Annotated in this window: 20 protein-coding genes; 13 read left to right on the top strand and 7 right to left on the bottom strand. The window is 66.4% G+C overall.

All coding sequences use genetic code 11. From position 1 onward, the window contains the following. Window positions 1–50: 50 nt before the first annotated feature. Window positions 51–923, top strand: a complete 873-nt coding sequence (locus IAG41_RS02830) for an NAD(P)-dependent oxidoreductase (RefSeq protein WP_187727049.1) — start codon at window positions 51–53, stop codon at window positions 921–923. Here IAG41_RS02830 and IAG41_RS02825 read toward each other — a convergent pair. Beyond that, the gene (locus IAG41_RS02825; protein ID WP_187727048.1) at window positions 920–2617 is read right to left on the bottom strand and encodes an MFS transporter; all 1698 of its coding nucleotides are present in this window, start codon (window positions 2615–2617) and stop codon (window positions 920–922) included. The genes IAG41_RS02830 and IAG41_RS02825 overlap by 4 nt on opposite strands. A gap of 102 nt (window positions 2618–2719) precedes the next feature. On the opposite strand from IAG41_RS02825, the gene IAG41_RS02820 reads away from it, so the two are divergent. The 6 genes from IAG41_RS02820 (at window position 2720) to IAG41_RS02795 (ending at window position 8628) form a co-directional block, all read left to right on the top strand. Beyond that, entirely contained in the window at window positions 2720–2986 is a 267-nt protein-coding gene (locus IAG41_RS02820; protein ID WP_187727047.1) for a DUF6356 family protein, read from the top strand. After that, window positions 2983–4329 (top strand): FAD/NAD(P)-binding protein, encoded by a 1347-nt coding sequence (locus tag IAG41_RS02815; RefSeq protein ID WP_187727844.1) that lies wholly within the window; start codon window positions 2983–2985, stop codon window positions 4327–4329. The genes IAG41_RS02820 and IAG41_RS02815 overlap by 4 nt, the downstream gene beginning before the upstream one ends. A 93-nt stretch (window positions 4330–4422) precedes the next feature. Beyond that, window positions 4423–5460 (top strand): 4-hydroxyphenylpyruvate dioxygenase, encoded by a 1038-nt coding sequence (gene hppD, locus IAG41_RS02810; RefSeq protein WP_187727046.1) that lies wholly within the window; start codon window positions 4423–4425, stop codon window positions 5458–5460. A 156-nt stretch (window positions 5461–5616) separates the two neighbouring features. Beyond that, window positions 5617–6894 carry a homogentisate 1,2-dioxygenase gene (hmgA, locus tag IAG41_RS02805; protein ID WP_187727045.1) on the top strand — a complete coding sequence of 426 codons (1278 nt, stop codon included), beginning with the start codon at window positions 5617–5619 and terminating at the stop codon, window positions 6892–6894. A 151-nt stretch (window positions 6895–7045) separates the two neighbouring features. Then, a complete protein-coding gene (locus IAG41_RS02800; RefSeq protein ID WP_316251070.1) occupies window positions 7046–7399 on the top strand; it encodes a Rieske (2Fe-2S) protein in 354 nt (117 codons plus the stop codon). 77 nt (window positions 7400–7476) lie between these two features. Then, on the top strand, window positions 7477–8628 hold the full coding sequence (locus IAG41_RS02795; RefSeq protein WP_187727044.1) for an isovaleryl-CoA dehydrogenase: 1152 nt from the start codon (window positions 7477–7479) through the stop codon (window positions 8626–8628). 156 nt (window positions 8629–8784) lie between these two features. Here the strand turns inward: IAG41_RS02795 and IAG41_RS02790 are convergent, their stop codons facing one another. Then, window positions 8785–10860 (bottom strand): M13 family metallopeptidase, encoded by a 2076-nt coding sequence (locus tag IAG41_RS02790; protein WP_187727043.1) that lies wholly within the window; start codon window positions 10858–10860, stop codon window positions 8785–8787. Between the two features lie 134 nt (window positions 10861–10994). Between IAG41_RS02790 and IAG41_RS02785 the strand changes: the two genes are divergently transcribed. Continuing rightward, window positions 10995–12596, top strand: a complete 1602-nt coding sequence (locus IAG41_RS02785; protein WP_187727042.1) for a carboxyl transferase domain-containing protein — start codon at window positions 10995–10997, stop codon at window positions 12594–12596. 14 nt (window positions 12597–12610) lie between these two features. On the opposite strand, the gene IAG41_RS02780 is transcribed toward IAG41_RS02785, so the two are convergent. Next, window positions 12611–13018: an endonuclease domain-containing protein gene (locus IAG41_RS02780; protein WP_187727041.1), complete on the bottom strand. Its 408-nt coding sequence runs from the start codon at window positions 13016–13018 to the stop codon at window positions 12611–12613. A 99-nt stretch (window positions 13019–13117) separates the two neighbouring features. Between IAG41_RS02780 and IAG41_RS02775 the strand changes: the two genes are divergently transcribed. From IAG41_RS02775 to IAG41_RS02755, 5 genes are all read left to right on the top strand, one after another. Further along, on the top strand, window positions 13118–13618 hold the full coding sequence (locus IAG41_RS02775; protein ID WP_187727040.1) for a nuclear transport factor 2 family protein: 501 nt from the start codon (window positions 13118–13120) through the stop codon (window positions 13616–13618). Continuing rightward, window positions 13615–13923 (top strand): DUF3088 family protein, encoded by a 309-nt coding sequence (locus IAG41_RS02770; RefSeq protein WP_187727039.1) that lies wholly within the window; start codon window positions 13615–13617, stop codon window positions 13921–13923. The genes IAG41_RS02775 and IAG41_RS02770 overlap by 4 nt, the downstream gene beginning before the upstream one ends. Continuing rightward, the gene (locus tag IAG41_RS02765; RefSeq protein WP_187727038.1) at window positions 13920–15821 is read left to right on the top strand and encodes an acetyl/propionyl/methylcrotonyl-CoA carboxylase subunit alpha; all 1902 of its coding nucleotides are present in this window, start codon (window positions 13920–13922) and stop codon (window positions 15819–15821) included. The genes IAG41_RS02770 and IAG41_RS02765 overlap by 4 nt, the downstream gene beginning before the upstream one ends. A gap of 93 nt (window positions 15822–15914) precedes the next feature. After that, window positions 15915–16367: a MaoC family dehydratase gene (locus IAG41_RS02760; protein ID WP_187727037.1), complete on the top strand. Its 453-nt coding sequence runs from the start codon at window positions 15915–15917 to the stop codon at window positions 16365–16367. A 17-nt stretch (window positions 16368–16384) separates the two neighbouring features. Then, window positions 16385–17599: a flavin monoamine oxidase family protein gene (locus IAG41_RS02755; protein ID WP_187727036.1), complete on the top strand. Its 1215-nt coding sequence runs from the start codon at window positions 16385–16387 to the stop codon at window positions 17597–17599. A gap of 62 nt (window positions 17600–17661) precedes the next feature. Here IAG41_RS02755 and IAG41_RS02750 read toward each other — a convergent pair whose 3' ends face one another. The 4 genes from IAG41_RS02750 to IAG41_RS02735 all read right to left on the bottom strand — a co-directional run bounded on the left by IAG41_RS02750 (window position 17662) and on the right by IAG41_RS02735 (window position 25836). After that, a complete protein-coding gene (locus tag IAG41_RS02750; RefSeq protein WP_187727035.1) occupies window positions 17662–17859 on the bottom strand; it encodes a hypothetical protein in 198 nt (65 codons plus the stop codon). An 89-nt stretch (window positions 17860–17948) separates the two neighbouring features. Beyond that, window positions 17949–19415 (bottom strand): flavin-containing monooxygenase, encoded by a 1467-nt coding sequence (locus tag IAG41_RS02745; RefSeq protein WP_187727034.1) that lies wholly within the window; start codon window positions 19413–19415, stop codon window positions 17949–17951. A gap of 50 nt (window positions 19416–19465) precedes the next feature. Next, a complete protein-coding gene (locus IAG41_RS02740; protein WP_187727033.1) occupies window positions 19466–23692 on the bottom strand; it encodes a translocation/assembly module TamB domain-containing protein in 4227 nt (1408 codons plus the stop codon). Then, complete coding sequence (locus tag IAG41_RS02735) at window positions 23692–25836, bottom strand: autotransporter assembly complex protein TamA (protein ID WP_187727032.1); 2145 nt, start codon at window positions 25834–25836, stop codon at window positions 23692–23694. The genes IAG41_RS02740 and IAG41_RS02735 overlap by 1 nt, the downstream gene beginning before the upstream one ends. Window positions 25837–25848: the final 12 nt, after the last annotated feature.

Below are 25848 nucleotides of genomic sequence, written 5' to 3'. Positions count from 1 at the left end.
TCCGTGCGTCCCGCCCACCTGGGCTCGCGCAGCACTGACGGAGAAGCAATATGCGGCTAGGATTTCTGGGGCTCGGACAGATGGGCGCCGGCATCGCCGCCAACCTGCTCAAGGCGGGGCATGAACTTCGCGTCTGGAACCGCTCGCCGCAAAAGGCCGAGGAGTTGGTCACGCAAGGCGCCGTGCTTGCCGCCACGCCCCGCGAAGCAGCCGAAGGTGCGGATGCAGTCTTCACCATGCTCGCCGATGACGACGCGCTGTTGAGCGTCCTCGAAGGCGAAGAAGGCATCCTCGCGGGTCTGCCCGTCGGCGCGCTCCACATCTCGCACAGCACGATCTCGGTCGCCGCCTCGGAGCGCATCGCCGGCCTCCACGCCGATCGCGGCCAGCGCTTCGTCTCCGCACCCGTCTTCGGTCGCCCCGCCGTCGCCGAGGCGGGCCAGCTCTGGATCGTCGCCGCCGGCGCGCCCGATGCGCTCGATGCCGCGCAGCCCTTGTTCGATGTGATCGGCCGCACCGTGTTCCGCGTCGGCGAAGCGCCCTCCGCCGCCAACCTCGTCAAGCTCGCCGGCAACTTCATGATCATGTCGACCGTCGAGGCCTATGGCGAGGCGATGGCGCTGGCCGAGCGCGGCGGCGTCGCGCGTGCGCAGATGCTCGAGGTCCTGTCCGGCACCCTGTTCGACGGCACGATCCACAAGATCTACGGCCCACCGATCGCCGAGCAGCGCCACCGCCCCGCCGGCTTCGCCGCGCCGCTCGGCCTCAAGGACATGCGCCTCGCCGGCGAGGCCGCGGCGACACTGGGCCAGCCCATGCCGCTGCTCGACCTGCTGAAGGCGCACCTCGCCGAAACGGTCGCGACCGAAGGTGAGGATGTCGACGTGACGGCGATGGCCGCCACAATCGCCAAGCTCGGTTAGTCGTCGATGCTCCGCCGGAAGGTCTCCGGCAGCAGGAACACTCCGATCAGCACCGTCGCCGCGGCCACCACCACGGGATACCAGAGCCCGTAATAGATATCCCCGGTGGCCGCGACCATCGCGAAGGCGGTCGCGGGCAGGAAGCCGCCGAACCAGCCATTGCCGATATGGTAGGGCAGGCTCATCGAGGTGTAGCGGATGCGGCTGGGGAAGAGCTCGACCAGCATCGCCGCGATCGGGCCATAGACCATCGTCACCATCAGGATCAGCGCGGTCAGGATCGCGATCACCAGCGGCTTGTTGACGCGCGCCGGATCGGCCTGGGCAGGATAGCCCGCCTCGACCAGCGCGGCGTGCATCATGGCCTGGTATCTGGCGACCACCGCCTTGCGCGTCTCGGGATCGATCAGGGTGCCGTCGTCCATCTCGAGCGCCACCCGGTTGCCGATCTGCAATTGGGTCCGCGACGGCGGCGCGCCCGCGTCCGGATCTTTCGCCCAGTGCGTGATCCTATAGGGTACGCCCGACTTGGCCAGATACGCCCTGGCGACGTCGCAGGACTTGGAATCGAACTTGTTCCGGCCGATCGGGTCGAACTGGACCGAGCAATGCCCGGGGTCCAGGACCAGATGCACCGGCGCGGTGCGCTGCGCAGCGGCGAGCGCGGGATTGGCCGCCTCGGTCAGCATCCCGAACAGCGGGAAATAGGTGATCGCCGCCAGCGCGCAGCCGGTCAGGATGATCGGCTTGCGTCCGATCTTGTCGCTCAGCCAGCCGAACAGCACGAAGAACGGGGTCCCGATCACCAGCGCGACTGCGATCATCATGTTGGTGGTGACGCCGTCGACCTTCAGCGTCTTCTCGAGGAAGAACAGCGCATAGAACTGCCCGGCATACCAGACCACCGCCTGCCCCATCACCGCGCCGAACAACGCGACCAGCACAAGTTTGAGGTTGCCCCATTTGGCGAAGGACTCGGTCAGCGGCGCCTTCGACGTCGTCCCCTCGTCCTTCATCTTCTGGAACACCGGGCTCTCGGCGAGCTGGAAGCGGATCCACATCGAGACGGCGAGCAGCGCGATCGAGACGAGGAACGGCACGCGCCAGCCCCAGTCGGCGAAGGCCGCCTCGCCCAGCGCCGCGCGTGTCCCGATCACCACCAGCAGCGCGGCGAACAGCCCCAGGGTCGCGGTCGTCTGGATCCAGCTCGTATAGAGCCCGCGCTTCCCCTCGGGTGCATGCTCGGCGACATAGGTCGCAGCACCACCATATTCACCGCCCAGCGCGAGGCCCTGGAGCAGCCGGAGCGCGATCAGGATGAGCGGTGCGGCGAGCCCGATCATGTCGAATCCCGGCAGCAGGCCAACGCAGAAGGTCGAGAGGCCCATGATTCCCATGGTGACGAGGAAGGTGTTCTTGCGCCCCACCAGATCGCCGATTCGCCCGAACACCAGCGCGCCGAACGGCCGGACCGCGAATCCGGCGGCGAACACCGCGAGCGCGAAGATGAACCCGGTCGTGTCGTTGAGCCCGGTCAGGAAGTGCGCGCTGATGTTGGTGACGAGCAGGCCATAGAGGTAAAAATCGTACCATTCGAACACGGTACCCAGCGAGGAAGCGGCGATCACCAGCTTCTCGCTTTGCGTCGCGCGGTGATGCTTCGGCAGCGCGTCCACGGTCGTCTCTACGGCCATTCCCTCTTCCCTCTACATGTTATCGGTAACCAACCACAGCAGGGCGCAACTGCAAAGCCTGAAAGGGTTCACAGGAGCCCGCTCCCGGCGTAATCAGCGCGCATGATCGACCGTATCTTCCTCTCCCACCCGCGCAGCGTCGGCGAGACCTATGGCGAGCATGCCGCGACCGCGGCGCGCTTCGGCTTCACGATGATGATCGGGGGTGCCGCGTGCATCCTCCACGCCTTCATTCCCGCCATCTTCCCGCGCACCGCCAGCGATCGCGTCAAGCAGCTCTACACCCAGATGAAGGCGCGCCAGCCCGCTTTCGCCCAGACTCGCCCGGCGTTCCAGGAACCCGAGTGGCAGATCGAGTACGAAATCTGATCGATCACGTCGCCATTATCGGCGCGGGCTTTTCGGGTACGTTGCAGGCGATCAACCTGCTCCGTCATGACGGCCCCCGCGCCACGCTGATCGAGCGCGCGCCCGTGGCCGGCACCGGCCTCGCTTATGGCGCCGCGCATCCGAGTCACGTCCTCAACGTCCGCGCCGCCAACATGAGCGCCTTTCCGGACGATCCCGGCCATTTCGTCCACTGGCTGGAGGCGCGCGGCGTGCCCGATGCCGCCACCGCCTTCATCCCACGCGTCACCTTCGGGGAATATCTGCGCGAGCTGCTCGAAAACGCGCTGCGCACCTCGAACGGCCGACTGACCCTGGTCCGCGGCGAAGTCGTCGACCTCGAAGCTGGCGACGGCGTCCGTGTCCAGCTCAAGGACCGCGTGATCGAAGCCGATGCCGCCGTGCTCGCGGTCGGCAATCTGCCGCCGCACACGCCGCCCGGCCTCGATCCCGACCTGTTGTCACCCGCTCGCTACAAGGGCGATCCCTGGGATCCCAGCGTTCCCGAGAATCTCTCCGGCGACGATACCGTGCTCGTCATCGGCACCGGGCTGACGATGGTCGACGTCGTCCTGCTGCTCGATGCGCGCGGCTTCCGGGGCAAGATCGTCGCGCTCTCCCGCCGTGGCCTGCTCCCGCGCCCGCACGCGGCCGGGTCCAACTGGCAGAAGATCGTCGAACGCCCCGCGCTAGCCGCCTCCGACTTGCTCCATGCCGTGCGCCGCCGCGGCAGCGTCATCGGCTGGCGCAATGCCGTCGATGAACTCCGCCCCTTCACCCAGTCGATGTGGGGCAATGCCAGCGAGGACGAGCGCGCCCGCTTCCTCCGCCATCTGCGCCCCTGGTGGGATGTCCACCGCCACCGGCTCGCGCCCGAAGTCCATGCCCGCCTCCAGGCGATCATCGATCGCGGCCAGCTCGAAGTGATCGCCGGCAAGACGCTGGGCTTCGAGGAACAGGCAGACGGCATCGAAGTGGCATTCCGCCGCCGCGGCCAGGACGCGTCCGAGACGCTCCTCGCCCAGCGCATCGTCAACTGCACCGGCCCGCTCGGCGACCTCGAGCGTACCGAGGAACCGCTGCTCCAGCGCCTCGCCGCGCGCGGGCTGATCCGTCCGGATGCCGGCCATCTCGGCATCGATGTCGACAATCAGGGCCAGACCATCGCCGCCGACGGCAGCCCCAACCGCGACCTCTACGCGCTCGGCCCGATGACTCGCGGCGCCTTCTGGGAGATCGTTGCGGTGCCCGACATCCGCACCCAGACCTGGAACGTCGCCCGCCGCCTCTCCAACGCGCACTGGGTGGGCGGCGAAGGCCTCTGAACCCCTCCCGTTCGGGTCGATGAGTGCATTTCTTGAGGCAGAGAGCAACTAGTATCAATTGACACTAACTGCCCTCTGGAGTAGCGCGCATCCATGATCGATCCCGCGAATCCCCTCGGCCTCAACGGCTTCGAGTTCGTTGAATTCACCTCGCCCGATCCGCTGGCGATGGCGCGTCAGTTCGAGCAGCTCGGCTTCGTGCCGACGCACCGGCACCTCACCAAGAACATCACCCGCTACAAGCAGGGCCGCATCAACCTGATGCTCAACCGCGACGCCGATGGCCGCGTCGCGCAGTTCCGCAACGAACATGGCGCCTCGGCCAGCGCGATGGCGTTCCGCGTCGCCGATCCGGAAGCCGCCATGAAGTGGGCGCTGGAAAACGGCGCCAAGCGGACGATCGAGGACGACACCGTTATCGAGGGTATCGGCGGCTCGTACCTTTATTTCATCCAGGACGGCATCGACCTCTACGCCGACTGGGCCGAGATCCCCGGCTGGCAGGAAGCCGAGGCGAAGAACAATGTCGGCCTCGACCTGCTCGATCACCTCACCCACAATGTCCGGCGCGGCCAGATGCGGGTGTGGTCGGAATTCTACAAGACGCTCTTCGGCTTCGAGGAGCAGAAATATTTCGACATCAAGGGCCAGGCGACCGGCCTGTTCAGCCAGGCGATGATCGCGCCCGACAAGGCGATCCGCATCCCGCTCAACGAGAGCCAGGACGACAAGAGCCAGATCGAGGAATTCATCCGCGAATATCATGGCGAGGGCATCCAGCACCTCGCTTTGACCACGCCGGACATCTTCGACACGGTCGAGCGCCTGCGCGCCCGCGGCGTCCGCCTGCAGGACACGATCGAGACCTATTACGAGCTCGTCGACAAGCGCGTGCCCGGCCATGGCGAGGATCTCGAGCGCCTGCGCCGTAACCGCATCCTGATCGACGGCAATGTCGGCGACGAAGGCATATTGCTCCAGATCTTTACCGAAAACATGTTTGGCCCGATCTTCTTCGAGATCATCCAGCGCAAGGGCAATGAAGGCTTCGGCAACGGCAATTTCCAGGCGCTGTTCGAGTCTATCGAGCTGGACCAGATCCGCAGGGGCGTGATTAAAGTCGACGCCTGACTAGTTTGGAGGGGAGAGCCGGGACCAACCTGGCCCCAAATTTTCCCTCTCTCCGAAAAGGGAGAGGGAACCGCAGGAGGATGAGGGGGATCGACGCACATGCGCGCCTCCTCATCCAACTTCTCCGACAGGCGAAGAAGGATTAGGAAGCGGTCCATGCCCGACTATTTCCCCGGCTTCGGCAATCACATCTCCACCGAAGCGGTCCCGGGCGCCCTGCCCGTCGGCCGCAACTCGCCGCAAAAGCCTGCCTTCGGCCTCTATGCCGAGCAGCTCTCGGGCACCGCCTTCACCGCGCCGCGCCACGAGAATCGCCGCTCCTGGCTCTATCGCCTGCGCCCCACGGCCGAGCATCCGCCCTTCACGCGCTATCAGGGGGCCGGCAACTTCGCCCCCGGCACGGTGGACGCCCCTCTGCCGCCCAATCGCCTGCGCTGGGATCCGATCCCCGACCCGTCCACGCCCACCGATCTGATCGACGGCATGACGACGATGCTCGCCAATCGCGATCCGGCAGACCTGGAGGGCGTTGCCGTCCATCTGTATGCCGCCAACAAGGATATGGACGCGCGGGTCTTCGTCGATGCCGATGGCGAGCTGCTGTTCATTCCCCAGGCCGGCCGCCTGACGCTCCTCACCGAGCTCGGTCGTATCGACATCGCTCCCGGCCAGGTCGCGCTCGTCCCCCGCGGCGTGAAGTTCCGTGCGCTGCTCCCCGATGGCGAAGCCCGCGGCTATGTCGCGGAGAACCATGGCGCGCTGTTTCGCCTGCCCGATCTCGGCCCGATCGGCGCCAACGGCCTCGCCAATTCGCGCGATTTCGAAACCCCCGCCGCCTGGTTCGAGGATCGCGACGAGCCCTGCGAGATCGTCCAGAAATACCTGGGCAGCCTGTGGTCGACGACGCTCGACCATTCGCCGCTCGACGTCGTTGCGTGGCACGGCAATCTGGCGCCCTGGCGCTATGATCTCGCTCGGTTCAACACGATGAACACGGTCAGCTTCGACCATCCCGATCCCTCGATCTTCACCGTGCTGACCTCGCCGAGCGACGTACCCGGCCGCGCCAATGCCGATTTCGTGATCTTCCCGCCGCGCTGGATGGTGGCGGAGGACACGTTCCGCCCACCCTGGTTCCACCGCAACGTGATGAGCGAGGCGATGGGCCTGATCCACGGCGCGTACGACGCCAAGGCGGAGGGCTTCGCCCCCGGCGGCCTCTCGCTTCACAACCTCATGTCCGGCCACGGCCCCGACGTGGCGAGCTGGCAGGGCGCGAGCAACGCCGATCTCAAGCCGCACAAGATCGAGGGCACGATGGCGTTCATGGTCGAGACCTGCTGGCCGTATAAGCCCACGCAATTCGCGCTCGATCGCGCCCAGCCCGATTACGACGCGGCGTGGGCCGGATTTCCCAAGGCGCAGTTGCCGTGACGGTCCTCCCCGAGCTTGCTCGGGGAGGGGGACCATTCGCGCAGCGAATGGTGGAGGGGCCGCCGTCGCAGACGGCGGTGTTCCACCGCCGCCCCTCCACCACCGCCTTCGGCGGCGGTCCCCCTCCCCCGGCAAGCTGGGGGAGGATCTAGTGGAACACCTCACCTCCACTCCCCCCAACGTCACCCTCGGTCCCCTCACCCTCATCCCCGACGGCAAGGCCCGCAACTTCGTCCTCGAGATGCGCGCAGGCCGCTTTCACGGCTTCGTCGTCCGCAAGGGCGACACGGTCCACGGCTATGTCGATCGCTGCGCGCACATGGCGCTGCCGCTCGCGCAACAGCTTGACGAGTATCTCACGCCCGACGGCAACCTCATCCAGTGCAGCTGGCACGGCGCGCTCTACCGGATCGAGGACGGCCTGTGCGTTGGCGGCCCCTGCACCGGCGCGCGGCTACAGCCCTGGCCGGTGACCGTGCACGAGGGATCGATCGTCACTGCCTAGTCCCCTTGCCGCGCGTGGTGAAATGCGGGAAAAGGACAGTAATAGGACAGTAATACTGACACGCTTGGAGAGGCGCTATGGACCCCACTTTGGATTTCGGCCTCGGCGAGAATGCCGACATGATCCGCGAGACGACGCAGCGTTTCGCCAAGGAGCAGATCGAGCCGCTCGCCGCGAAGATCGACGCCGAGGACTGGTTCCCGCGCGAGCTATGGCCGGCGATGGGCGAGCTCGGCCTGCACGGCATCACCGTCGAGGAGGAATATGGCGGGCTGAACCTCGGTTATCTCGAGCATGTCATCGCTTGCGAGGAAGTCAGCCGCGCGTCTGCCTCGATCGGCCTCAGCTACGGCGCGCACTCCAATCTCTGCGTCAACCAGATCCGCCGCTGGGCCTCCCCCGAGCAGAAGGCGAAATATCTGCCCAAGCTCGTCTCGGGCGAGCATGTCGGCAGCCTCGCCATGTCCGAAGCCGGCGCCGGCTCCGACGTCGTCTCGATGAAGCTCCGCGCCGAGAAGACCGCCAATGGCTATCGCCTCAACGGCACCAAATTCTGGATCACCAACGCGGCCTATGCCGACACGCTTGTCGTCTACGCCAAGACCGGCGAAGGCTCGCGCGGCATCACCACCTTCCTGATCGAGAAGGACATGCCCGGCTTCTCGATCGGCCAGAAGATCGACAAGATGGGCATGCGCGGCTCGCCCACCGCCGAGCTTGTGTTCGACGATTGCGAGGTGCCCGACGAGAATGTGATGGGCCCGCTCAACGGCGGCGTCGGCGTGCTGATGTCGGGGCTCGATTATGAGCGCACCGTCCTCGCCGGCATCCAGCTCGGCATCATGCAGGCGTGCCTGGACGTCGTGCTCCCCTATCTGCGCGAGCGGAAGCAGTTCGGCCAGCCGATCGGCCATTTCCAGCTGATGCAGGCCAAGGTGGCGGACATGTATGTCGCGCTCAATTCGGCGCGCGCCTATGTCTATACCGTCGCCAAGAGCTGCGACGCCGGCCGCACCACCCGCTTCGACGCGGCGGGCGCGATCCTGCTAGCATCCGAGAACGCCTTCCGCGTCGCCGGCGAAGCCGTGCAGGCGCTGGGCGGCGCCGGCTATACCAAGGACTGGCCGGTCGAGCGCTTCCTGCGCGACGCCAAGCTGCTCGACATCGGCGCGGGGACGAACGAGATCAGGCGGATGCTCATCGGGCGCGAACTGATCGGGGCGGTTTGATCAAAATCCTCCCCGAGCTAGTCTCGGGGAGGGGGACCATGCGAAGCATGGTGGAGGGGCGGCGGTGGGACACCGCCGTCTTCGCGGCGCCCCTCCACCCCGCCGCTTTGCGTCGCGGTCCCCCTCCCCCAGCAAGCTGGGGGAGGATTTAAACCCTCACCACACCTTCACGCGCTTGTCGGGCGCCAGATACAGCTTCTGCCCCGGCTGCACGCCGAACGCGCCGTACCAGGCATCCAAGTTGCGCACCGTCAGCGCGCGCCAGCGGCCCGGTGCATGGGCGTCGGTCGCTACTTCCGCGCGCAGCGCCAGCTCGCGCTGCTTCTCGCGCCAGCTCTGCGCGAAGGCCAGGAAGAAGCGCTGGTCGCCGGTCAGCCCGCCGATCACCGGTGCCTCCTTGCCGCCCAGCGAGGCATGATAGGCCTCATAGGCCGCGGTCAGCCCCGCCACATCGGCGATGTTCTCGGCCAGCACCTGCTTGCCGTTGAGGAACAGTCCCGGCAGCACCTCATAGCCGCTATACTGCGCCGCGAGCGCCGCGCCAGCTTCCTGGAAATGCTTGAGATCCTCGGGTGTCCACCAGTTGCGTAGCTTGCCCTCGCTGTCGAAGCTCGATCCCGTATTGTCAAAGCTGTGGCTGATCTCGTGGCCGATCGTCGCGCCGATCGAGCCATAGTTCGCCGCGGCGTCCGACTTGGGATCGTAAAAGGGCGCCTGCAGGATCGCCGCCGGGAAATTGAGCGCGTTCTGCAGCGGCAGGTTGACCGCATTGACGGTCTGCGGCGTCATCCACCATTCGCCCTTGTCCGGCGCCTTGCCGATCTTGGCGAGCTGGTACTTCGTCTCGAACAACTCGGCGCGGCGGTAATTGCCGACCGGATCGTCGGCCTTCACCTCGAGGCTCGAATAATTGCGCCAGGTTTCGGGATAGCCGACGCCGACCTGCATCGTCTCGATTTTCTTGCGCGCCTCGGCCTTGGTCGCCGGCGCCATCCAGGTGAGCCCGGCAACGCGCTTGTCGAACGCTGCCTTGATGCCCGTCACCATGTTCTGGATGTCGGTCTTGGACGAGGCCGGGAAATAGTCCTTCACATAGAGCTGGCCCACCGCGTCGCCGAGCCAGTTGTTGATGCTGGCGATGGCGCGCTTGTCGCGCGGGCGCGGCTTCTGTTGGCCGTTCAGCTGCTTCGAGAAGAAGTCGAACCGCGCCTGGTCGAACGCTGTCGGCAGCAACCCGGTCACTTCGTTGATGCGGTGGAAGGCCAGCCAGTCCTGCCAGGCCTCGATCGGCTCGTTCGCGACCAGTTGGGCCAGCGCCACCGTGGTTGCGGGGTGCCAGACGATGAAGTCGTTCTGGTTGCCCAAGCCAGCGGCCGCCCAGAAGGCGTCCCAGTCGATTCCCGGCGCCTTCTTGGCGAAATCGGCCTTGGTCCAGGGATTGTCGGCCTTGTGGACGTCCTGGCTGGCGACGATGTCGGTATGCGCCTTGGCGATCTTGGTCTCGAGATCGAAGACTCGCGCGGCGCGGGCCGCGGGATCGCTCATGCCGGCAAGCGTGAAGATCTTGACCAGATAGGCCTTGTAGCCCTCGCGCGCCTTGGCCATCTCCGGCGTCGTTGAGAGATAATAGTCGCGGTCGGCCAGACCGAGTCCGCCCTGCAGCACATAGGGCACGGTCGTTTCGGGCTTGTCGAGCGCCTGGCTCACCCACAGGCCGAACAGATTCTCGGTCTGGAAATTCGTGGAGTTGAGCGGATCGACATCGACGCGGACATTGCCGCCCAGCATCGCCGACAGCGCTTTCCTGTCCTTGAGCGCGGCGATCGCGTCCAGCTCGGGCTTGAGCGGGGCCAGGCCACGCTGCTCGATGGCGGCGGTGTCAGTATAGGCCTTGTACCAGTCGGCGATGCGGCGCTGGTCGGTGCCCGTCGCGGCATCGGCTTTGATCGCCGCGTCGATGATCGCCTTGTTGTTCGCCTCCGCTTTTTCGAACACGGTGAGGAACATGCCCGTCACGACGCGGTCGGCCGGAATCTCGGTCTTCGCGCGCCATCCGCCATTGGCATATTCCTCGAAATCGTCGCCGGGCTTCACCGCCTTGTCGAGGCCTGCGGTGTCCACGCCGATCGCCGTGCCGGTCTCGACCGCCGCGGTCGTGTTGCCATTGGAGCCGCCGGGGGTGCAGGCCGTGCTCGCCAGCAACGCGGCCAGCAGGATGGTGCTACGCTTCATGAAACGACCCTCTCTCTGATTTGCTGTATGACCACAGGGCTACACCGCCGCGCGCGACGATTCCAGTGCCTTCCCAAGCGCCTCCGCACCGTTTATGGGTGACAAAAATAGGTAAGGAAGGATGCCCCATCGCCATGAGCGGGCCGGTGCTCGACAGCAGGTTTTCCCTCGATAGCGAGGGCGCCCGTGCCAATGCCGCGCACAACCGTGCGCTTGCCGAACGGCTCCGCGCCGATGTCGCCAGGGCCGCGCTCGGTGGCTCCGAATCCTCCCGCGAGCGCCACACCTCGCGCGGCAAGCTCCTCCCCCGCGACCGAGTCGAGCGCCTGCTCGATCCCGGCGCGCCCTTCCTCGAGATCGGCCAGCTCGTCGCCTGCGACATGTATGAGGGCGAGGTCCCGGGCGCGGGCATGATCGCCGGCGTCGGCCGCGTCTCGGGTCGCACCGTCATGATCGTCTGCAACGACGCGACGGTGAAGGGCGGCACCTATTACCCCATGACGGTCAAGAAGCATCTCCGCGCCCAGGAGATCGCCGAGCAGAACCGCCTGCCCTGCATCTATCTGGTCGATTCGGGCGGCGCCAATCTGCCCCACCAGGCCGAGGTCTTCCCCGATCGCGAGCATTTCGGCCGCATCTTCTTCAACCAAGCGACCATGTCCGCCAAGGGCATCCCGCAGATCGCCTGCGTGATGGGAAGCTGCACCGCGGGCGGCGCCTATGTCCCCGCGATGAGCGACGAGAGCATCATCGTCCGCAATCAAGGCACCATCTTCCTCGCCGGCCCCCCGCTGGTGAAGGCCGCGACCGGGGAGGTCATCACCGCCGAGGATCTCGGCGGCGGAGATCTCCACGCGCGCAAGTCCGGCGTGGTCGATCACCTCGCCGAGAATGACGAGCATGCGCTGACCATCGTCCGCGACATCGTCAGCCACCTCCCTGCCGACGCCACCCCCGACATCAAGCTGCTGGACCCCCGCCCGCCCAAATATGACGCGAACGACCTTTACGGCATTGTCCCACAGGACGTCCGCGCGCCCTATGATGTCCACGAGGTCATTGCCCGGCTGGTCGACGGCAGCGAGTTCCACGAGTTCAAGGCGCTCTACGGCACGTCCTTGGTCTGCGGCTTCGCGCATATCTGGGGCATTCCCGTCGGCATCATCGCCAACAACGGCATCCTCTTCTCGGAAAGCGCGCAGAAGGGCGCGCATTTCATCGAGCTCGCCTGCCAGCGCCGCATCCCACTGCTGTTCCTCCAGAACATCTCGGGCTTCATGGTCGGCGGCAAATACGAGGCCGAAGGCATCGCCAAGCACGGCGCCAAGCTCGTGACCGCGGTCGCCACCGCGACCGTGCCCAAGATCACCGTGTTGATCGGCGGCAGCTTCGGCGCCGGCAATTACGGCATGTGCGGCCGCGCTTATTCGCCCCGCTTCCTGTTCACCTGGCCCAACAGCCGCATCTCGGTGATGGGTGGCGAGCAGGCCGCGAGCGTGCTGGCGACAGTCCACCGCGACGCTGAGAAATGGACACCCGAGGAGGCCGAGGCCTTCAAGGCGCCGATCCGCCAGCGTTACGAGGACGAGGGCAATCCCTGGCACGCCACCGCGCGGCTGTGGGACGACGGCATCATCGATCCGGCGCAGACCCGCGACGTCCTCGGCCTCGCCTTCGCCGCGACGCTCAACGCCCCGATCCCGGAGCGACCCGCGTTCGGCGTGTTCCGGATGTGATGGTAGGAGATGGCCTAAAATTCCTCCCCCAACGGGGGAGGGGGACCATCCGAAGGATGGTGGAGGGGCGCGCGCTTGCGCGCGTGCTCGCTAACCGATCGAACCACTCCCTCGAGATTCCTCAGAACCTCCGCAGCGGGAATTCGCAGCGTCATGATGCCGTTCGCCGCCAGCCAGGCATCGCGTCGCGCATCCCGCTCCGGACGGTCGCTCCGCTCATGCGCTTCGCCATCGACTTCCACGCAAAGCTTGGCGGCATCGCAATAGAAATCAAGCGAGTAAGGCCCGGCCGGGTGCTGGTTGCGCCAATGATGCCCAGTGGCATGTCGGCGAAGCCGCTGCCACAAAAGCACTTCGGGAAGCGTAAGCTCGCGGCGCAATCGTTTCGATTGCCGATACGCTTTCCCAGTGCCTTTCAGCATGTGGCTGGCTCCGTCACGCGCTTCGCGCGCCCCTCCACCGTCCTTCGGACGGTCCCCCTCCCCGAGACTAGCTCGGGGAGGAATGATAAGGAACCCGCCATGCGTCTTCCTATTCTCCTCGCCCTCGCCCTCCTCGCCCCGCTCCCGGCGCTCGCCCAGAAGACGCCGGTCGCCCCCATCGAGAAGGGCACCGCGCTCCCGCCTCCGGGCGCGGAAGAAGCCGCCGTGATCACCCCGATCAACGCGCTCTTCGCCAGCCTGGCCGCGCGCGACGGCACCACCGTGGCCGCCAGCGTGGTCCCCGAAGGCCGCGCCACCGGGGTCGCCACCAAGCCCGACGGCAGCCAGACCGTCCGCTCGCTGAGCTGGACCGAATTCGCCGCCAATCTGAAGCCCGGCCCCGAACGCTATGAGGAGCGCATCACCAATCCCGCGATCGAGATCGACGGCGATATCGCAATGGTCTGGGCGCCCTACACCTTCCTGATCGACGGCAAGATCCATCATTGCGGCGTGGATCATTTCGACCTGGTCCGCACAAGCGGCGGTTGGAAGATCCTCAACGCGACCTGGAGCTCGCGCACGACGGGGTGCCAATGAGCCGAGACACGCTCTTCCTGCTCGACCACGAGTTCGCCGATCCGGCGCTCGGCGGCGAGCGCGTCTTCTACTGCAAGGACTGCATGACGATCGAGGGCCTGCTCGCGACGTTCCCCGATCGCGCGGCGAACCTCGACGTGGTCCGCGTGCCCTGGCCGCGCCCCCGCGCGCAGGTCGTCGCGATGATCGGCGAGGAGAACCAGAATCTGCCCGCACTCGTCTGGGACGGGGGTTTCACCAACGAAATCGAAGCGCTGCTCGCCGCCCTCCATACCCGCCACGGCTTTCCGGAGCGCCACCCGTGATCGAATCCCTGCTCATCGCCAATCGCGGCGAGATCGCTTGCCGCATCATCCGCACCGCGCGGGCGATGGGCATTCGCACGGTCGCGGTCTATTCGGATGCAGACGCCAACGCGCTCCACGTCCGCCAGGCCGACGAGGCAGTGCATATCGGCCCCTCCCCGGCGCGCGAATCCTATCTGGTCGGCGACAAGATCATCGCTGCAGCAAAATCGACCGGCGCCGCAGCAATCCACCCCGGCTATGGCTTCCTTTCGGAGAATGCCGACTTCGCTCAGGCTGTGATCGACGCCGGGCTGGTATGGGTCGGACCCAACTCTGACAGCATTCGCGCGATGGGCCTGAAGGATGCGGCAAAGGCGCGGATGATCGCCGCCGGAGTCCCCGTCACCCCCGGCTATCTCGGTGAGGACCAGTCGCCAGAACGCCTCCAGGCCGAAGCCGATGCGATCGGCTATCCGGTGCTGATCAAGGCGGTGGCGGGCGGCGGCGGCAAGGGCATGCGGCGTGTCGATGCTGCGCAGCAATTCCCCGAAATGCTGCAGTCCTGCAAACGCGAGGCAGCCTCGTCGTTCGGCGACGATCGCGTGCTGATCGAGAAATACATCCTCTCGCCGCGCCACATCGAAGTGCAGGTGTTCGGCGACACGCACGGCAATGTCGTCCACCTGTTCGAGCGCGACTGCTCGCTCCAGCGCCGCCACCAGAAGGTGATCGAGGAGGCCCCCGCGCCGGGCATGGACGAGCCAACCCGTGAGGCGATCTGCGCCGCCGCGGTGCGCGCAGCAAAGGCGGTCGACTATGTCGGCGCCGGCACGATCGAGTTCATCGCCGACGCCAGCGAGGGCCTCCGCGCCGACCGCATCTGGTTCATGGAAATGAACACGCGGCTGCAGGTCGAGCATCCGGTGACCGAGGAGATCACCGGGCAGGACCTGGTCGAGTGGCAGCTTCGCGTGGCGAGCGGGGAGCCGTTGCCCCTCCGGCAGGACGAACTCGCGATCAACGGCTGGGCAATGGAGGCCCGGCTCTATGCGGAGGATCCGACCAATTTTCTGCCTTCCACGGGCAAGCTTGAGCTTTTTGGCCTTGATGGTCACGGTCAAGTGCGGATCGATGCCGGCTTCGAACCAGGCGACGTAGTGACCCCCTTCTACGATCCGATGATTGCCAAGCTGATAGCGTGGGCACCTGAGCGCGAGGAGGCGATAAGCACGCTCGAACGAACGCTCGATGCTGCCGAAGCTTGGCCCATCAAGATCAACGCACCGTTCCTCTCCTTTTGCCTCAGCCGTGACGGTTTCCTGGCCGGTGACGTCACGACCTCATTCATTGAGCAACATCTTCCCGATTTCGAGCTACCTGAAACGACGCCTGATTTTGCGTGGGAAGACGCCGCTGCATATTTGCGGCTCCAGGCATCGCAAGAGGATTGCGAGGACGCGCTGACCGGCTTCCGTCTCAACGCGCCAAGTCAAAGCAAGGTTTGGCTCAGCGACGGCAGACAAACGCGCGTCGCATCAACTTCGCGAGAGACACGTCAGGATGTGGTCCGCTGGCATGGCGAAGATGCCGTTTGGCTCACTTACGCCGGCAAGACATATCGACTTGGCGTGCCACGTGGTCGGGATGTTGCTGGCGCTGAGGGAGGTACCGCCGCCGACGGCGCTATCCTCTCCCCCATGCCCGGCCGCGTCACCGCTGTCGATATCACCCCCGGCGCCACCGTCGCGAAGGGCCAGCGCCTCGTCACGCTGGAGGCGATGAAGATGGAGCACAGCCTCACCGCCCCGTTCGACGGCACCGTCGCCGAGCTTAACGCCGAAGCCGGCGCGCAGGTCAGCGAAGGCATGCTGCTGGTGAAGGTGGAACGCAACGAACAAACCAACCCGTCACCCTGAACTCGTTTCAGGGTCCACCCTTCCGCAGGCGGCATCGCTTGTGGCGCGGTGGATGCTGAAACAAGTTCAGCATGACGAAGAGAGGCGAAGCGAATGGCGGGCAGATTCTACGAGGAATGGCAGGTAGGCGACCGGATCGAGCATGATCTGCGCCGCACCGTGACGGAGACCGACAATCTCCTCTTCTCCACCCTCACCCACAACACCCAGCCACTGCACATCGACGCGGAGGCCGCCCGCGCGTCCGAGTTCGGCCAAATCCTCGTCAACGGCACCTTCACGTTCAGCCTGATGGTCGGCATCACCGTGGGCGACACCACCGCCGGCACGCTTGTCGCCAATCTCGGCTATGACAAGCTCGTCATGCCCAAGCCGGTCTTTATCGGCGACACGCTGCGCGCCTCCAGCGAGGTGATCGAGCTGCGCCCGAGCAAGTCGCGCCCCGGCCAGGGCATCGTCACCTGGCGCCACCAGATGCACAATCAACGCGGCGAACTGGTCTGCGGATGCCTCAGATCGGCTTTGTTACGGAGCCGTTCGGCCTGACGCGCGTTGGGCGCCGCATGAGCGAGTGGGACATCGTCGTCATCGGCGGCGGCGCGGCAGGCGTCGCGGCCATGCGCACTTTGGCGGATGCCGGCAAGAAGGCACTGCTGGTCGAGGCGAGCGACCGCCTCGGCGGCCGCGCCTGCACCCTCCATGTCTCGGGCATGCCGCTCGACATGGGCGCGGGCTGGCTCCATTCCGCCCAGCACAATCCCTGGGTCGAGATCGCCGAGAAGAGCGGCTTCACGGTCGACCGCACCCTGCCCCGCTGGCGCGAGCAATGGCACGAACTCGGCTTCTCCAAGGCGGAGCAGCAGGCCGCGCGCAACGCCTATATCGCATTCGACCAGCGCATGCGCACGAGCCCGCCCGCCAACGACCGCGCGTCGCACGCGCTCGATCCGGATGGCGAATGGAACGCCTATCTCGAAGCGCTCAGCGGCTTCATCAACAGCTGCGGCAACAGCGAAGTCTCGGTTGCCGATTATCTCGCTTATGAGGATGCCGCCACCGAGACCGATTGGCGTTGCGAACAGGGCTATGGCGCGCTGATCTCGCGCCACGCCGCCGGATTGCCGGTCGCGCTTGCCACGCCGGTCACGGCGATCGACCGATCGAACAAGCACCTCCGCATCGAGACCCCGCACGGCACGATCACCGCCGGCCAGGCGATCGTCACCGTTTCCACCAATGTCCTCGCCAGCGACGCCATCGCGATGCGTGGCATGGACGACATCTATCACGCCGCCGTCTGCCTCCCGCTCGGCGTCGCCGACAAGCTCTTCCTCGCCCTCGACGGCGGGGAGGACATCGATGCGGACGCGCATCTGTTGGGCGATCCCCGCAACGCGATCACTGCCGCCTATACGCTGCGGCCGTTCGGCCGGCCGGTCGTCGAATGCCTGTTCGGCGGTGAAGGCGCGCGCGAGATGGAAGCGCGCGGGCTGGACGGCGCCGCCGATTTCGCGATCGAGGAGCTTTGCGGCCTGCTCGGTAGCCAGTGGCGCAAGCGGTTGCGTCTGATCGCCGGATCGGCCTGGGGCCGCACCGACTATATCCTCGGCGGCTACAGCCACGCCCTTCCCGGCCGCGCGGCGGAGCGCAAGAAGCTCGCCACGCCGATCGACGAACGCATCCGCTTCGCGGGCGAGGCGGTGTCCGAAGCCGAATTCTCGACCGCGCACGGCGCCTACAAGACCGGCGTCGCGGCCGCCCAGGCGCTGATCAGCTAGCCCGGCGCGACAGGCCTGCACAGACCCGCCGCGTCAAGCCACGGATTATCGAAAGCCGGTCCTCACGGGCATTTGGTGAACTGCCCTTTCTTCGGACCCGAAGCCACCTGGCAACGGCCGTTTGCGAGCTTGGTAACGCCTGACGCGTGCGCGGCGGTCGGGCACTTCACGAATTTGCCCTTGGCGTCCTTGCAGGGTGATGCAGCGGCCGGATTGATGAGAAGTGCGGCGGCTGCAAAGGCGACGGAAAGACGAAGCATGACAATACTCCACTAACGCCCCCGAAAGGCATCATGGACCCGGCGATGCAGGAAGCAAGCGCGGAGATCCGGTCCGCTCCCCGATCGTCCTAGGCCGCCTTGCGCCCCGCCGGCACCGGATTGGAGAACTCCATCTCCTGGTCCAGCCCGCCATATTTGAGCGCCATCAGGTCGCGCGTATAGCTCTGGTCGACCCGCCATGGCGCGCGCGTGCCGCGGCGCGGGAATTTCTCCATCGCCCGCTGGACATAGCCCGAGGTGAAGTCGAGGAACGGCGCCTCCTCGATCGGCGCGCCCACCCGCGGCGTCACCTGGCGCATCCCGCGCTTCCGCATCGCGTTCAGGAGCCGCGTCACATAGTTGGCGGTCAGGTCCGCCTTCAGCGTCCAGGACGCGTTGGTATAGCCGAACGACATCGCCATGTTCGGCACGTCGGAGAACATCATGCCCTTGTAGCTGAAATGCTGCTTCCACTCGACCGGGCGCCCGTCCACGCTGAACGGAATGTCGCTCACCAGTTGGATCTCGAGCCCGGTCGCGGTCACCACCAGATCTGCTTCCAGCTCCCGGCCGGAATTCAGCTTGATCCCGGTCGGCGTGAAATGGGCGATCGTATCGGTCACCACATCCGCCTTGCCCTCGCGGATCACCGCGAACAGATCGGCGTCCGGCACCAGGCATAGGCGCTGGTCCCAGGGATTATAGCTCGGCGTGAAATGGGTGCCGACGTCATAGTCCGGGCCCAGCTCGCCACGGACCATCTCGATGATCTTTTCCTTGGCTTTTTCCGGATATTTGCGCGCAGCGCGGAAGAAATATTGCTGAAGCAGCACGTTCTTCCAGCGTGTGATCGCATAGGCGGTCTTGGACGGGAGCTTGCGCCGCAGCCAGTTGGCGATCCCGTCTTCCGAAGGCCGCGCGACGATATAGGTCGGCGAGCGCTGCAGCATCGTCACGCTGGCCGCTTCGCGGGCGATCTCGGGAACCAGCGTCACCGCGGTCGCCCCGCTGCCGATCACGACGACGCGCTTGCCCTTATAGTCGATATCCGGCGTCCAGAATTGCGGGTGGACGATCCGTCCCTGGAAGTCCTCGGCGCCGGCGAATTCGGGCGAATAGCCTCGCGTGTAATTATAATAGCCGGTGCACATGAACAGGAAGCCGCAGGTGAAGACACGCTCCTCGCCGTCCTGCTCCGCTGTCACCGTCCACAGCGCGTCGGCGCTCGACCAGGATGCGCTCTTCACCCGGTGGCGGTAGCGGATGTGCTTGTCGATCCTGAACTCGCGCGCGGTCTCGTCCAGATAGTTGAGGATCGCCGGGCCGTCGGCGATCGCCTTGGCCTCGGTCCAGGGCCGGAACGAGAAGCCCAAAGTGAACATGTCCGAGTCGGATCGGATGCCGGGATAGCGGAACAGGTCCCAGGTTCCCCCCAGTCGCTCGCGCCCCTCCAGGATCACATAGCTGCGCTCGGGGCTGTTGGCCTGCAGGTGATGGCCCGCGCCCACGCCGGATATGCCGGCACCCACCACCACTACGTCGAAATGTTCTGTCATCGGCCTCTCCCCGGCCATGCTTACAACACTGTAAATAGCGCGGCCAGCGTCTAATAGTCCTTCGAATAGCGCAGGCTCACGCTCGACCCGCCGAACGACCCGGTCTGGGAGAGGAGGCTCAGCGCCCGGCCCAGCGATATCTCGAGCTGCGTTGCCGTGAAGCCGCGCGCATCGGTGATGATCTCCACATAGATGTCGTTGGTGATGTACTTGCCCGCCGCCAGCGAGGTGCCGCGCCCGGTAGTGTCGTCGGCGCCCAGGATGCGCAGGCGGTCGATGCCCGTGGCGGACTTTAGCTGGCCGAGCGGGTTGAGCCCGCCGCCCGATGCGCGGAGCGAGTTGAGCGCCGCGGCGAGCTGGATCGCCTCGGTCGCCGACAGGTTGGTCACGTTGGTCCCGAAGAACAGCCGCGACAACACCTCCTCCTGCGGCAGGCTGGGCGAGGAGGTGAAGGCGATCTGCGGCAGCAGCGCGGTGCCGCCGATGTTGAGGATCGCGGTGACGCCCTCGGCGGTGGTGTTGGCCGAGATGTCGATGCTGGGATTGGCCAGCGTCGATCCCTGGAAGCGGATGAAGCCGCGGCTGATCTCGAAGCGGCGGCTGGCAAAGCTGTAAGTGCCGCGCACGATTTCCATGGTCCCGCGGATATCCGGCTTCGTGGTGGTGCCGCCGACATTGACGCGCGCGCTCCATTCGGATTCGAGCCCCATGCCCGACACGAAGAGCTGGTTGTCGGCGCGGATCCTGAGGTCGAGGTCGAAATTGCTGAACGCTCGGTGCGGCTTGACCTGCGGCTCGCCATTCGCCGCCATCTCGCTCTTGCGGCGCACGCCGGTCAATTCGGGCACCTCGGCGGCGCCCTGACGAATGATCTCGTAGTTCGCCTTGGGAATCGTCAGCTGGCCCTCGATCTTCTGCACGTCGGGGGTCTTGGTGATGGTGATCTTGCCCGTCGCCGTCGCCCCCAGCGACTCGCTGCGCGCCAGCCGGGCATTGGCGAAGGTCGCGTTGATCAGCATCGGGAAGTCGTTCTCGGCCGACAGGCCCACCCGGCCCGTCGCGGTCACCGTTCCGTCGCCCGCCGTCGCGCTCGCCTGGTCGAGGACGAACTCGTCGTTCGAGAAGTGCCCGTCGATCTTGAGCTTGGTCAGCCGCGTGCCATAGGTCTCGTTGTCATAGGTGAGGTTCTCGCCGCGCACGACTCCGGTCAGCACCGGCGCGCGCACCTGTCCCGCGAAGTCGGCGGCGATGCCGATCGGCCCGGCGAGCTGCTGGTTCGAGAGGCCGGCCAGCGAGAAGGGCAGAGCGGCGGGTCCGTTGTAGCGGATACCGCCCGAAAGCGGCGCCGCGGACAGCCGCTCGGTCCAGCTCCCGGCCCCCGGCCCCAGCGGCCGGAGCGTCGCCACCATCCGTCCGATCGTCGATCCGCCGCGCTTGATCAGCGCGCGCATGTCTCCGCCATCGGGCAGCAGCTTGCCGACGAAACTGATGTTCACCGGGGTCGAGACGGTCGCCAGGCTCGATCGCGTGAAATCGGTGATCTCCAGCCGCGCATCGGCGCTGGGGAAGGCGCTGGGGCTCGCCTGCGCGAAATCCAAGCTGCCCGAAGCGTTTCCGCCCACGCCGATATCCGGCACGAAGCCGTTGATCACCGCCAGGTCGAGCTTGTCGAGCCGCACCTGCAGCACCGTGCCGTCGCCATAGCTGCCGGCGATCCGCGCGCTTCCCTGGTCGAAATCGACCTGGGTCGGGAGCAACTGATAGGTCTTGCCCCGTATCGCGATCCGCGCCGGGTTCACCGTCTGGAAGTTGATCCCGCTCCCCTGCCCCTTCAGCGCGACCAGCCACTGCTCGGGCGAGAGCTTGGCGTTGGCAGCGATCTGGAACGGCACGCCGGTCGAGCCCGTGGCGACCGCCTGGGCGGTGCCGCTGCCGCCTTGATAGTCGATCTTCGCCCGCGCGGTCTTGAGCACGAAACGGCCGCTGCGCAGGTTCGCGATCTGGACGTCGGCGACGATCTGCGGCGTATCGGTCATGACGATGCTCGCGGTCGCCAGCGCCCGTCCGATCGTCAGCCCGGCATTGCCCGGGATCACGGCATTGATCGCGCTCGCCTTCACATCGGCACGCTGGACGTCACCTTGCGCCGCGAGCTCGGCGCTGCCGGTCACGCCCGATCCCTGGAAGCTCAGCCGCCCGGCAAAGGGGCCTGCCGCGGTCTGCTGAAGCTGTCCGGTGACATCCATGCCCGCGAACCGACCGCTCTGGATGTCGAGCGCCAGAACATTGCCGGTCTTCACCAGCACGTTGGCGCTGAACGGCCCATAATCGGTCCCGCCGGTCGCCTCCACGGCGTAGGAATTGCCCTGCCCGCGTATCTTCGCTTCGAGATCGACCAGCCCGACGCCCAGCCCGGGCTTGGGCGCGCGCAGCAGCACCTGCGGCGCATTGAGTGTCCCGGTCACGTGCGCCGTCAGCGGCCCGTACTTGGTGGAAACGCCCTCGGCGTCGATCAGGATCGGCCCCGCCGGATCGTAGCGCCCCGAGCCGCGGGTGATCCGGAATTCCGGCGCCTTCATCCTGAGGTCGGTTACCGCCACGATCCCGCGCGGATCGAGCACCAGCCGCGCCGATGCCACCGCGTTGCCGCCCAGGAACTGGCGCGCGCCGTCGCTGAAGATCTTGCGGCTCTCGCCCGCAATCGTCCCCTTGATCCCCCAGCCGCCACCCGGGGCAGCATAGAGTTGCGCGTCGGTCCGGAGATCGACCACGCCGACGCCGTTGATCACATAATTGTTCACGCGACCCTTGAGCGCGCCGGTGTACCGCCCCCTGGCAACGTCGGCCGCGATGATCGCCGTCGCGTCGATGCGATCAGACTTGATCCTGAGATTGTCCGAAAGGATCTGGCTGCCCGAAATGGCGAGGTCGCCGTTCAGCGTCAGGTTGTTCACCAGCCCGCCCACCGCGGCGTTCAGCCCCGATACGCGCGCAGCCTTCGCGCGCACCGGCACGAGAATATGGTCCGCGTCCACCCGTGCCCGGCCCTCGGCATAGACCTGCTCGGCCACCGTCTCGCCGAAACCGAGCGCCGCCGCCTGGAGCTTATAGTCCACCACCGGCGAATTGAACGGCCCATTGAGCACCAGCGCCGCGCGGACCGATCGCCCGCGCAGGTTCGGCGCGATCGCGCCCGGCGTAAGAAGCAGCGCGTCGACGCGCAGATTGCCGAAACTGTTGTTGCCCAGGTTGATCGACCCCGTGCTCTCCACAGACAGCGCCTTGGAGCGCAGCTTAAGCGTCCCTTCCGCCTTGCGGTCGGTCCATTTCGCGTCCAGCGCCACGTCGAGCTGCGGCGCCGCGAGCCGCTCGACCGGCCCCTTCATGTAGAGCCCGGGATGCGTCGGCCCGCGCAGCTGGAAGCGCCCGTCCTGGGCAAGGATGGTCAGATTGGCGAGTTCCTTGCCGCCCAGCGTCCCCTGCGCCCTGCCCTGCCAGTTCTTCCAATTGCCCCGGCCGCCGACAGTCAGCGTCAAGGGCGCGTCCACGCCGGTGAGCCCCGCCACCAGCCCCTTGGCCGGAGCGTCGAGCACCATGTCGATGTCGAGCTTGTCGCGGTCAGGCACCGCGTCGAGCTTGAGTCGCAGCCGGTCGCCACCCGCCACGCCCGGCGCAACGATCGTGGCGGCATCCGCCATGATCCGCGCCCGCCCGTCGGAGAGATGCGCGCTGCCGCTCAGTCGCCCGATATGCCGCCGGCCGTCGACCGCCGGATCGATGTCGATCCGCGTCACGGTCAGCTGGGCGATGTCGAGATTGATGTTAGGCAGGATCGGCGCATTGGGATCGCCCGAAGGCTTGAGCGCCGGCAGCCGCATCAGCCGAACCTCGGGGCTCGCCAGGTTGCGGATGTCGATCCGATTTCGGAGATAGCTGAACGGTCGCCAGTCGAGCGCGATCTCGGGCGAGGTGGCGAACACGCCCTTGATGTCGCGCACCTGCACGTCGTGCAGCACCATCGCGCCGTAGATCGATCCCTCGATCCGGCCGACGCGGATATTGAGCCCGGAGGAGAGCGTCAGATTGCTGATCTTCTGCGCCACGAAGCGGCGCCCGGGATCGGTGTTGAGCCCGACGATCGCCAGCCCCAGCAGCGCCGCCACCGCAACCATGGCGATGACCACCCATTTGATCAGCCGTTGCCAGAGCGGCGGCCGTACGATCACCCGCTCCACCGGCTCGGGCGGCGTCTCGATCTCGGGGGGCTGGCCGGCCATCAGAAGGCCTGCCCGATCGAGATGTAGAGCGCGATCTTGGATTCGCCGGGCTTGCGCGCGATCGGCGTCGCCACGTCGACGCGGATCGGCCCGAAATTGGTGTAGAGCCGTCCGCCGATGCCCGCGCCGAAGCGGAGATCCTGCGCGGTAGGATAGATGCCCTCATAGACCTGCCCCGCATCGACGAACGGCACGATCCCGAAATTGCCGAAACGATAGCGCGCCTCGATCGCGAATTCGTTGAACGCGCGCCCGCCCACCGGCCTGCCGTCGGGCGAGCGGGGCCCGAGCTCCTGATAGCCGAAACCGCGCACCGAGCCGCCGCCGCCGGCATAATAACGCCGCGACGGCGGCAGGTCATTGCGCGCGATCCCCGCGATCGATCCCGCCCGCGCGCGGCCGGCAATCACGATATTGCCCGACACCGGATAGTAAGCGGTGCCCTCCAGCATGAACCGCTCATAGGGCCGCGCCGAGACGCGCACCGACGTCTCCGGGCTGATATTGGCCTTTATCCGGAAACCCTTGGTCGGGTTCAGCAGATTGTCGGTGCTGTCATAGCCGCCATACATCGGCAACGCCGCGATCAGCCAGGTGCCGCGGTCGCGCTGGCCGAGATTGAAGTTGTAGCGGTCCTCGTTCGTGCCGAGCAGCTCCAGCCCGTAATAATAGGTCCAGCGCTTCTGCCAGATCGGCGTCGAATCGCGCGACATGCGCGCGGAGATCGATCCGGTATAGGATTTGAACGCGTTGTAGGTCTTGTGGTTGACCCCCGCCTGGAGCTGGAAGGTGCGATCGCGCAGCCCGGCATTGGATCGGCGGAACGTCCCCGTCACGCCCTGTTCCTGCGTGCCCAGAACGCCGCTGGCGATCAGCGCGCCTTCGGGTGGGAACAGGTTGCGGTGCGTCCAGCTGCCCTCCAGCCTTATCCCTTGGCCGGTGCTGTAGCCAAGCTCGGCGGCGATCGTCCGCGGCCGCCCGGCAGCCTGCTTGACGAGCAGGTCGACGACCTCGGTCCCGTCCGGGCCCGGCTGCCCGGTCTTTTGCGGCTCCACCGAGATGGTCGAGAACAGGCTGGTTGCGATCAGCGCCTCGCGCAGATCGTCCACTGCGCGACTGTCGTAGATTTGCCCGGGCTTATAGCGCTTGAGCAGCTCGATATGGTCGGCGCCGAATGCCTTGCGCCGCCCCTCGGTGACGATCTTGCCGAAGCTCGCGCGCGGACCCAGCGTCACCGGCAGCGTATAATCGCCGATATGGGTTTCCTCATCGAGCAATATGTCGCGCTCGCCGAGCTCGGTGAAGGGGTAACCTTGCTGCGGCAGCCTGAGGCTCACATTGGCCTCGGCGCCCTGCACGCGGTCGGCCTGGATGGGGTCGCCCGGGTTGAGGTTCAGCTCGCGGTCGAGCAGCCCGGGCGGCACGGTCGGGCCGCTGACGATCGTGATCGTCCCGAGCCGGTAGATCGACCCAGGCGAGGCGGCGACCGTCGCGCGGAGATTGCCCGAATTCTTCGGGTTCTGCTCGATCGTCGAAACAGCGGTACCGTCATAATAGCCGAGCGACTGCATCAGCCGCACCGCCAGCTTCTCGTCCTCGCGCGCGCGCGCCGACACCATCGCTGCGTTCACCGCCTTGCCGTCGCCATTCTCCAGTGCCGAGAGCGCGCGGAAGCGATCGTCGAGCCGCACCTTGTCCAGCCCCTCGATCACGGTGGTATAGCGGATCGTCGGCGTCTTCTCGTTGCTGGTGTCGTCGGCACTGGCGGGCTCGACCTTGAATGCCGACAGCGGCTGGAGCGGCTCCGCGAATTCGGGGGACTCGGCTGCGGCCGGCGCGAAGCTCTCGATCTCCTGCGTGACGGTCGGCACGGTCGGCGGCGTCGACGGGCCAGGCGCAGGCGTGGGTGCCGCCTTCGCAGGCTCCTGCGCCTGGAAATCCTTTATCGGCTCCAGCGGCGCGTTGATATCGTCGCTCAGCTTGGGCAGCGCCGCCTCGAATTCGGCATCTGGAACGATCGGCTCTTCCTGCGTGGAAACCCGGGGCACGGGATCGGGAAGCGCGGGCACCGGGGCACCCTGGCCGGTCTTGGGGTCGGAAATCTGGGCATGCGCCAGCCCCGGCAGGGCAGCAGCGCCCGCCATTGCGACAATCCA

The sequence above is a fragment of the Sphingomonas sp. JC676 genome (assembly GCF_014489075.1).
In the GTDB taxonomy this organism is placed as follows: domain Bacteria; phylum Pseudomonadota; class Alphaproteobacteria; order Sphingomonadales; family Sphingomonadaceae; genus Sphingomonas.
Note: the sequence above shows the minus strand (reverse complement) of the source record. Positions and strands in the feature narration are given on the sequence as shown.

Coding starts and splice junctions, on each gene's coding strand:
- IAG41_RS02780 (WP_187727041.1), bottom strand. CDS start 13,018: ATGCTGAAAGGCACTGGGAAAGCGTATCGGCAATCGAAACGATTGCGC.
- IAG41_RS02820 (WP_187727047.1), top strand. CDS start 2,720: ATGATCGACCGTATCTTCCTCTCCCACCCGCGCAGCGTCGGCGAGACC.
- IAG41_RS02790 (WP_187727043.1), bottom strand. CDS start 10,860: ATGAAGCGTAGCACCATCCTGCTGGCCGCGTTGCTGGCGAGCACGGCC.
- IAG41_RS02795 (WP_187727044.1), top strand. CDS start 7,477: ATGGACCCCACTTTGGATTTCGGCCTCGGCGAGAATGCCGACATGATC.
- IAG41_RS02760 (WP_187727037.1), top strand. CDS start 15,915: ATGGCGGGCAGATTCTACGAGGAATGGCAGGTAGGCGACCGGATCGAG.
- IAG41_RS02830 (WP_187727049.1), top strand. CDS start 51: ATGCGGCTAGGATTTCTGGGGCTCGGACAGATGGGCGCCGGCATCGCC.
- IAG41_RS02785 (WP_187727042.1), top strand. CDS start 10,995: ATGAGCGGGCCGGTGCTCGACAGCAGGTTTTCCCTCGATAGCGAGGGC.
- IAG41_RS02770 (WP_187727039.1), top strand. CDS start 13,615: ATGAGCCGAGACACGCTCTTCCTGCTCGACCACGAGTTCGCCGATCCG.
- IAG41_RS02755 (WP_187727036.1), top strand. CDS start 16,385: ATGAGCGAGTGGGACATCGTCGTCATCGGCGGCGGCGCGGCAGGCGTC.
- IAG41_RS02740 (WP_187727033.1), bottom strand. CDS start 23,692: ATGGCCGGCCAGCCCCCCGAGATCGAGACGCCGCCCGAGCCGGTGGAG.
- IAG41_RS02750 (WP_187727035.1), bottom strand. CDS start 17,859: ATGCTTCGTCTTTCCGTCGCCTTTGCAGCCGCCGCACTTCTCATCAAT.
- IAG41_RS02775 (WP_187727040.1), top strand. CDS start 13,118: ATGCGTCTTCCTATTCTCCTCGCCCTCGCCCTCCTCGCCCCGCTCCCG.
- IAG41_RS02825 (WP_187727048.1), bottom strand. CDS start 2,617: ATGGCCGTAGAGACGACCGTGGACGCGCTGCCGAAGCATCACCGCGCG.
- hmgA (WP_187727045.1), top strand. CDS start 5,617: ATGCCCGACTATTTCCCCGGCTTCGGCAATCACATCTCCACCGAAGCG.
- IAG41_RS02735 (WP_187727032.1), bottom strand. CDS start 25,836: ATGGCGGGCGCTGCTGCCCTGCCGGGGCTGGCGCATGCCCAGATTTCC.
- hppD (WP_187727046.1), top strand. CDS start 4,423: ATGATCGATCCCGCGAATCCCCTCGGCCTCAACGGCTTCGAGTTCGTT.
- IAG41_RS02745 (WP_187727034.1), bottom strand. CDS start 19,415: ATGACAGAACATTTCGACGTAGTGGTGGTGGGTGCCGGCATATCCGGC.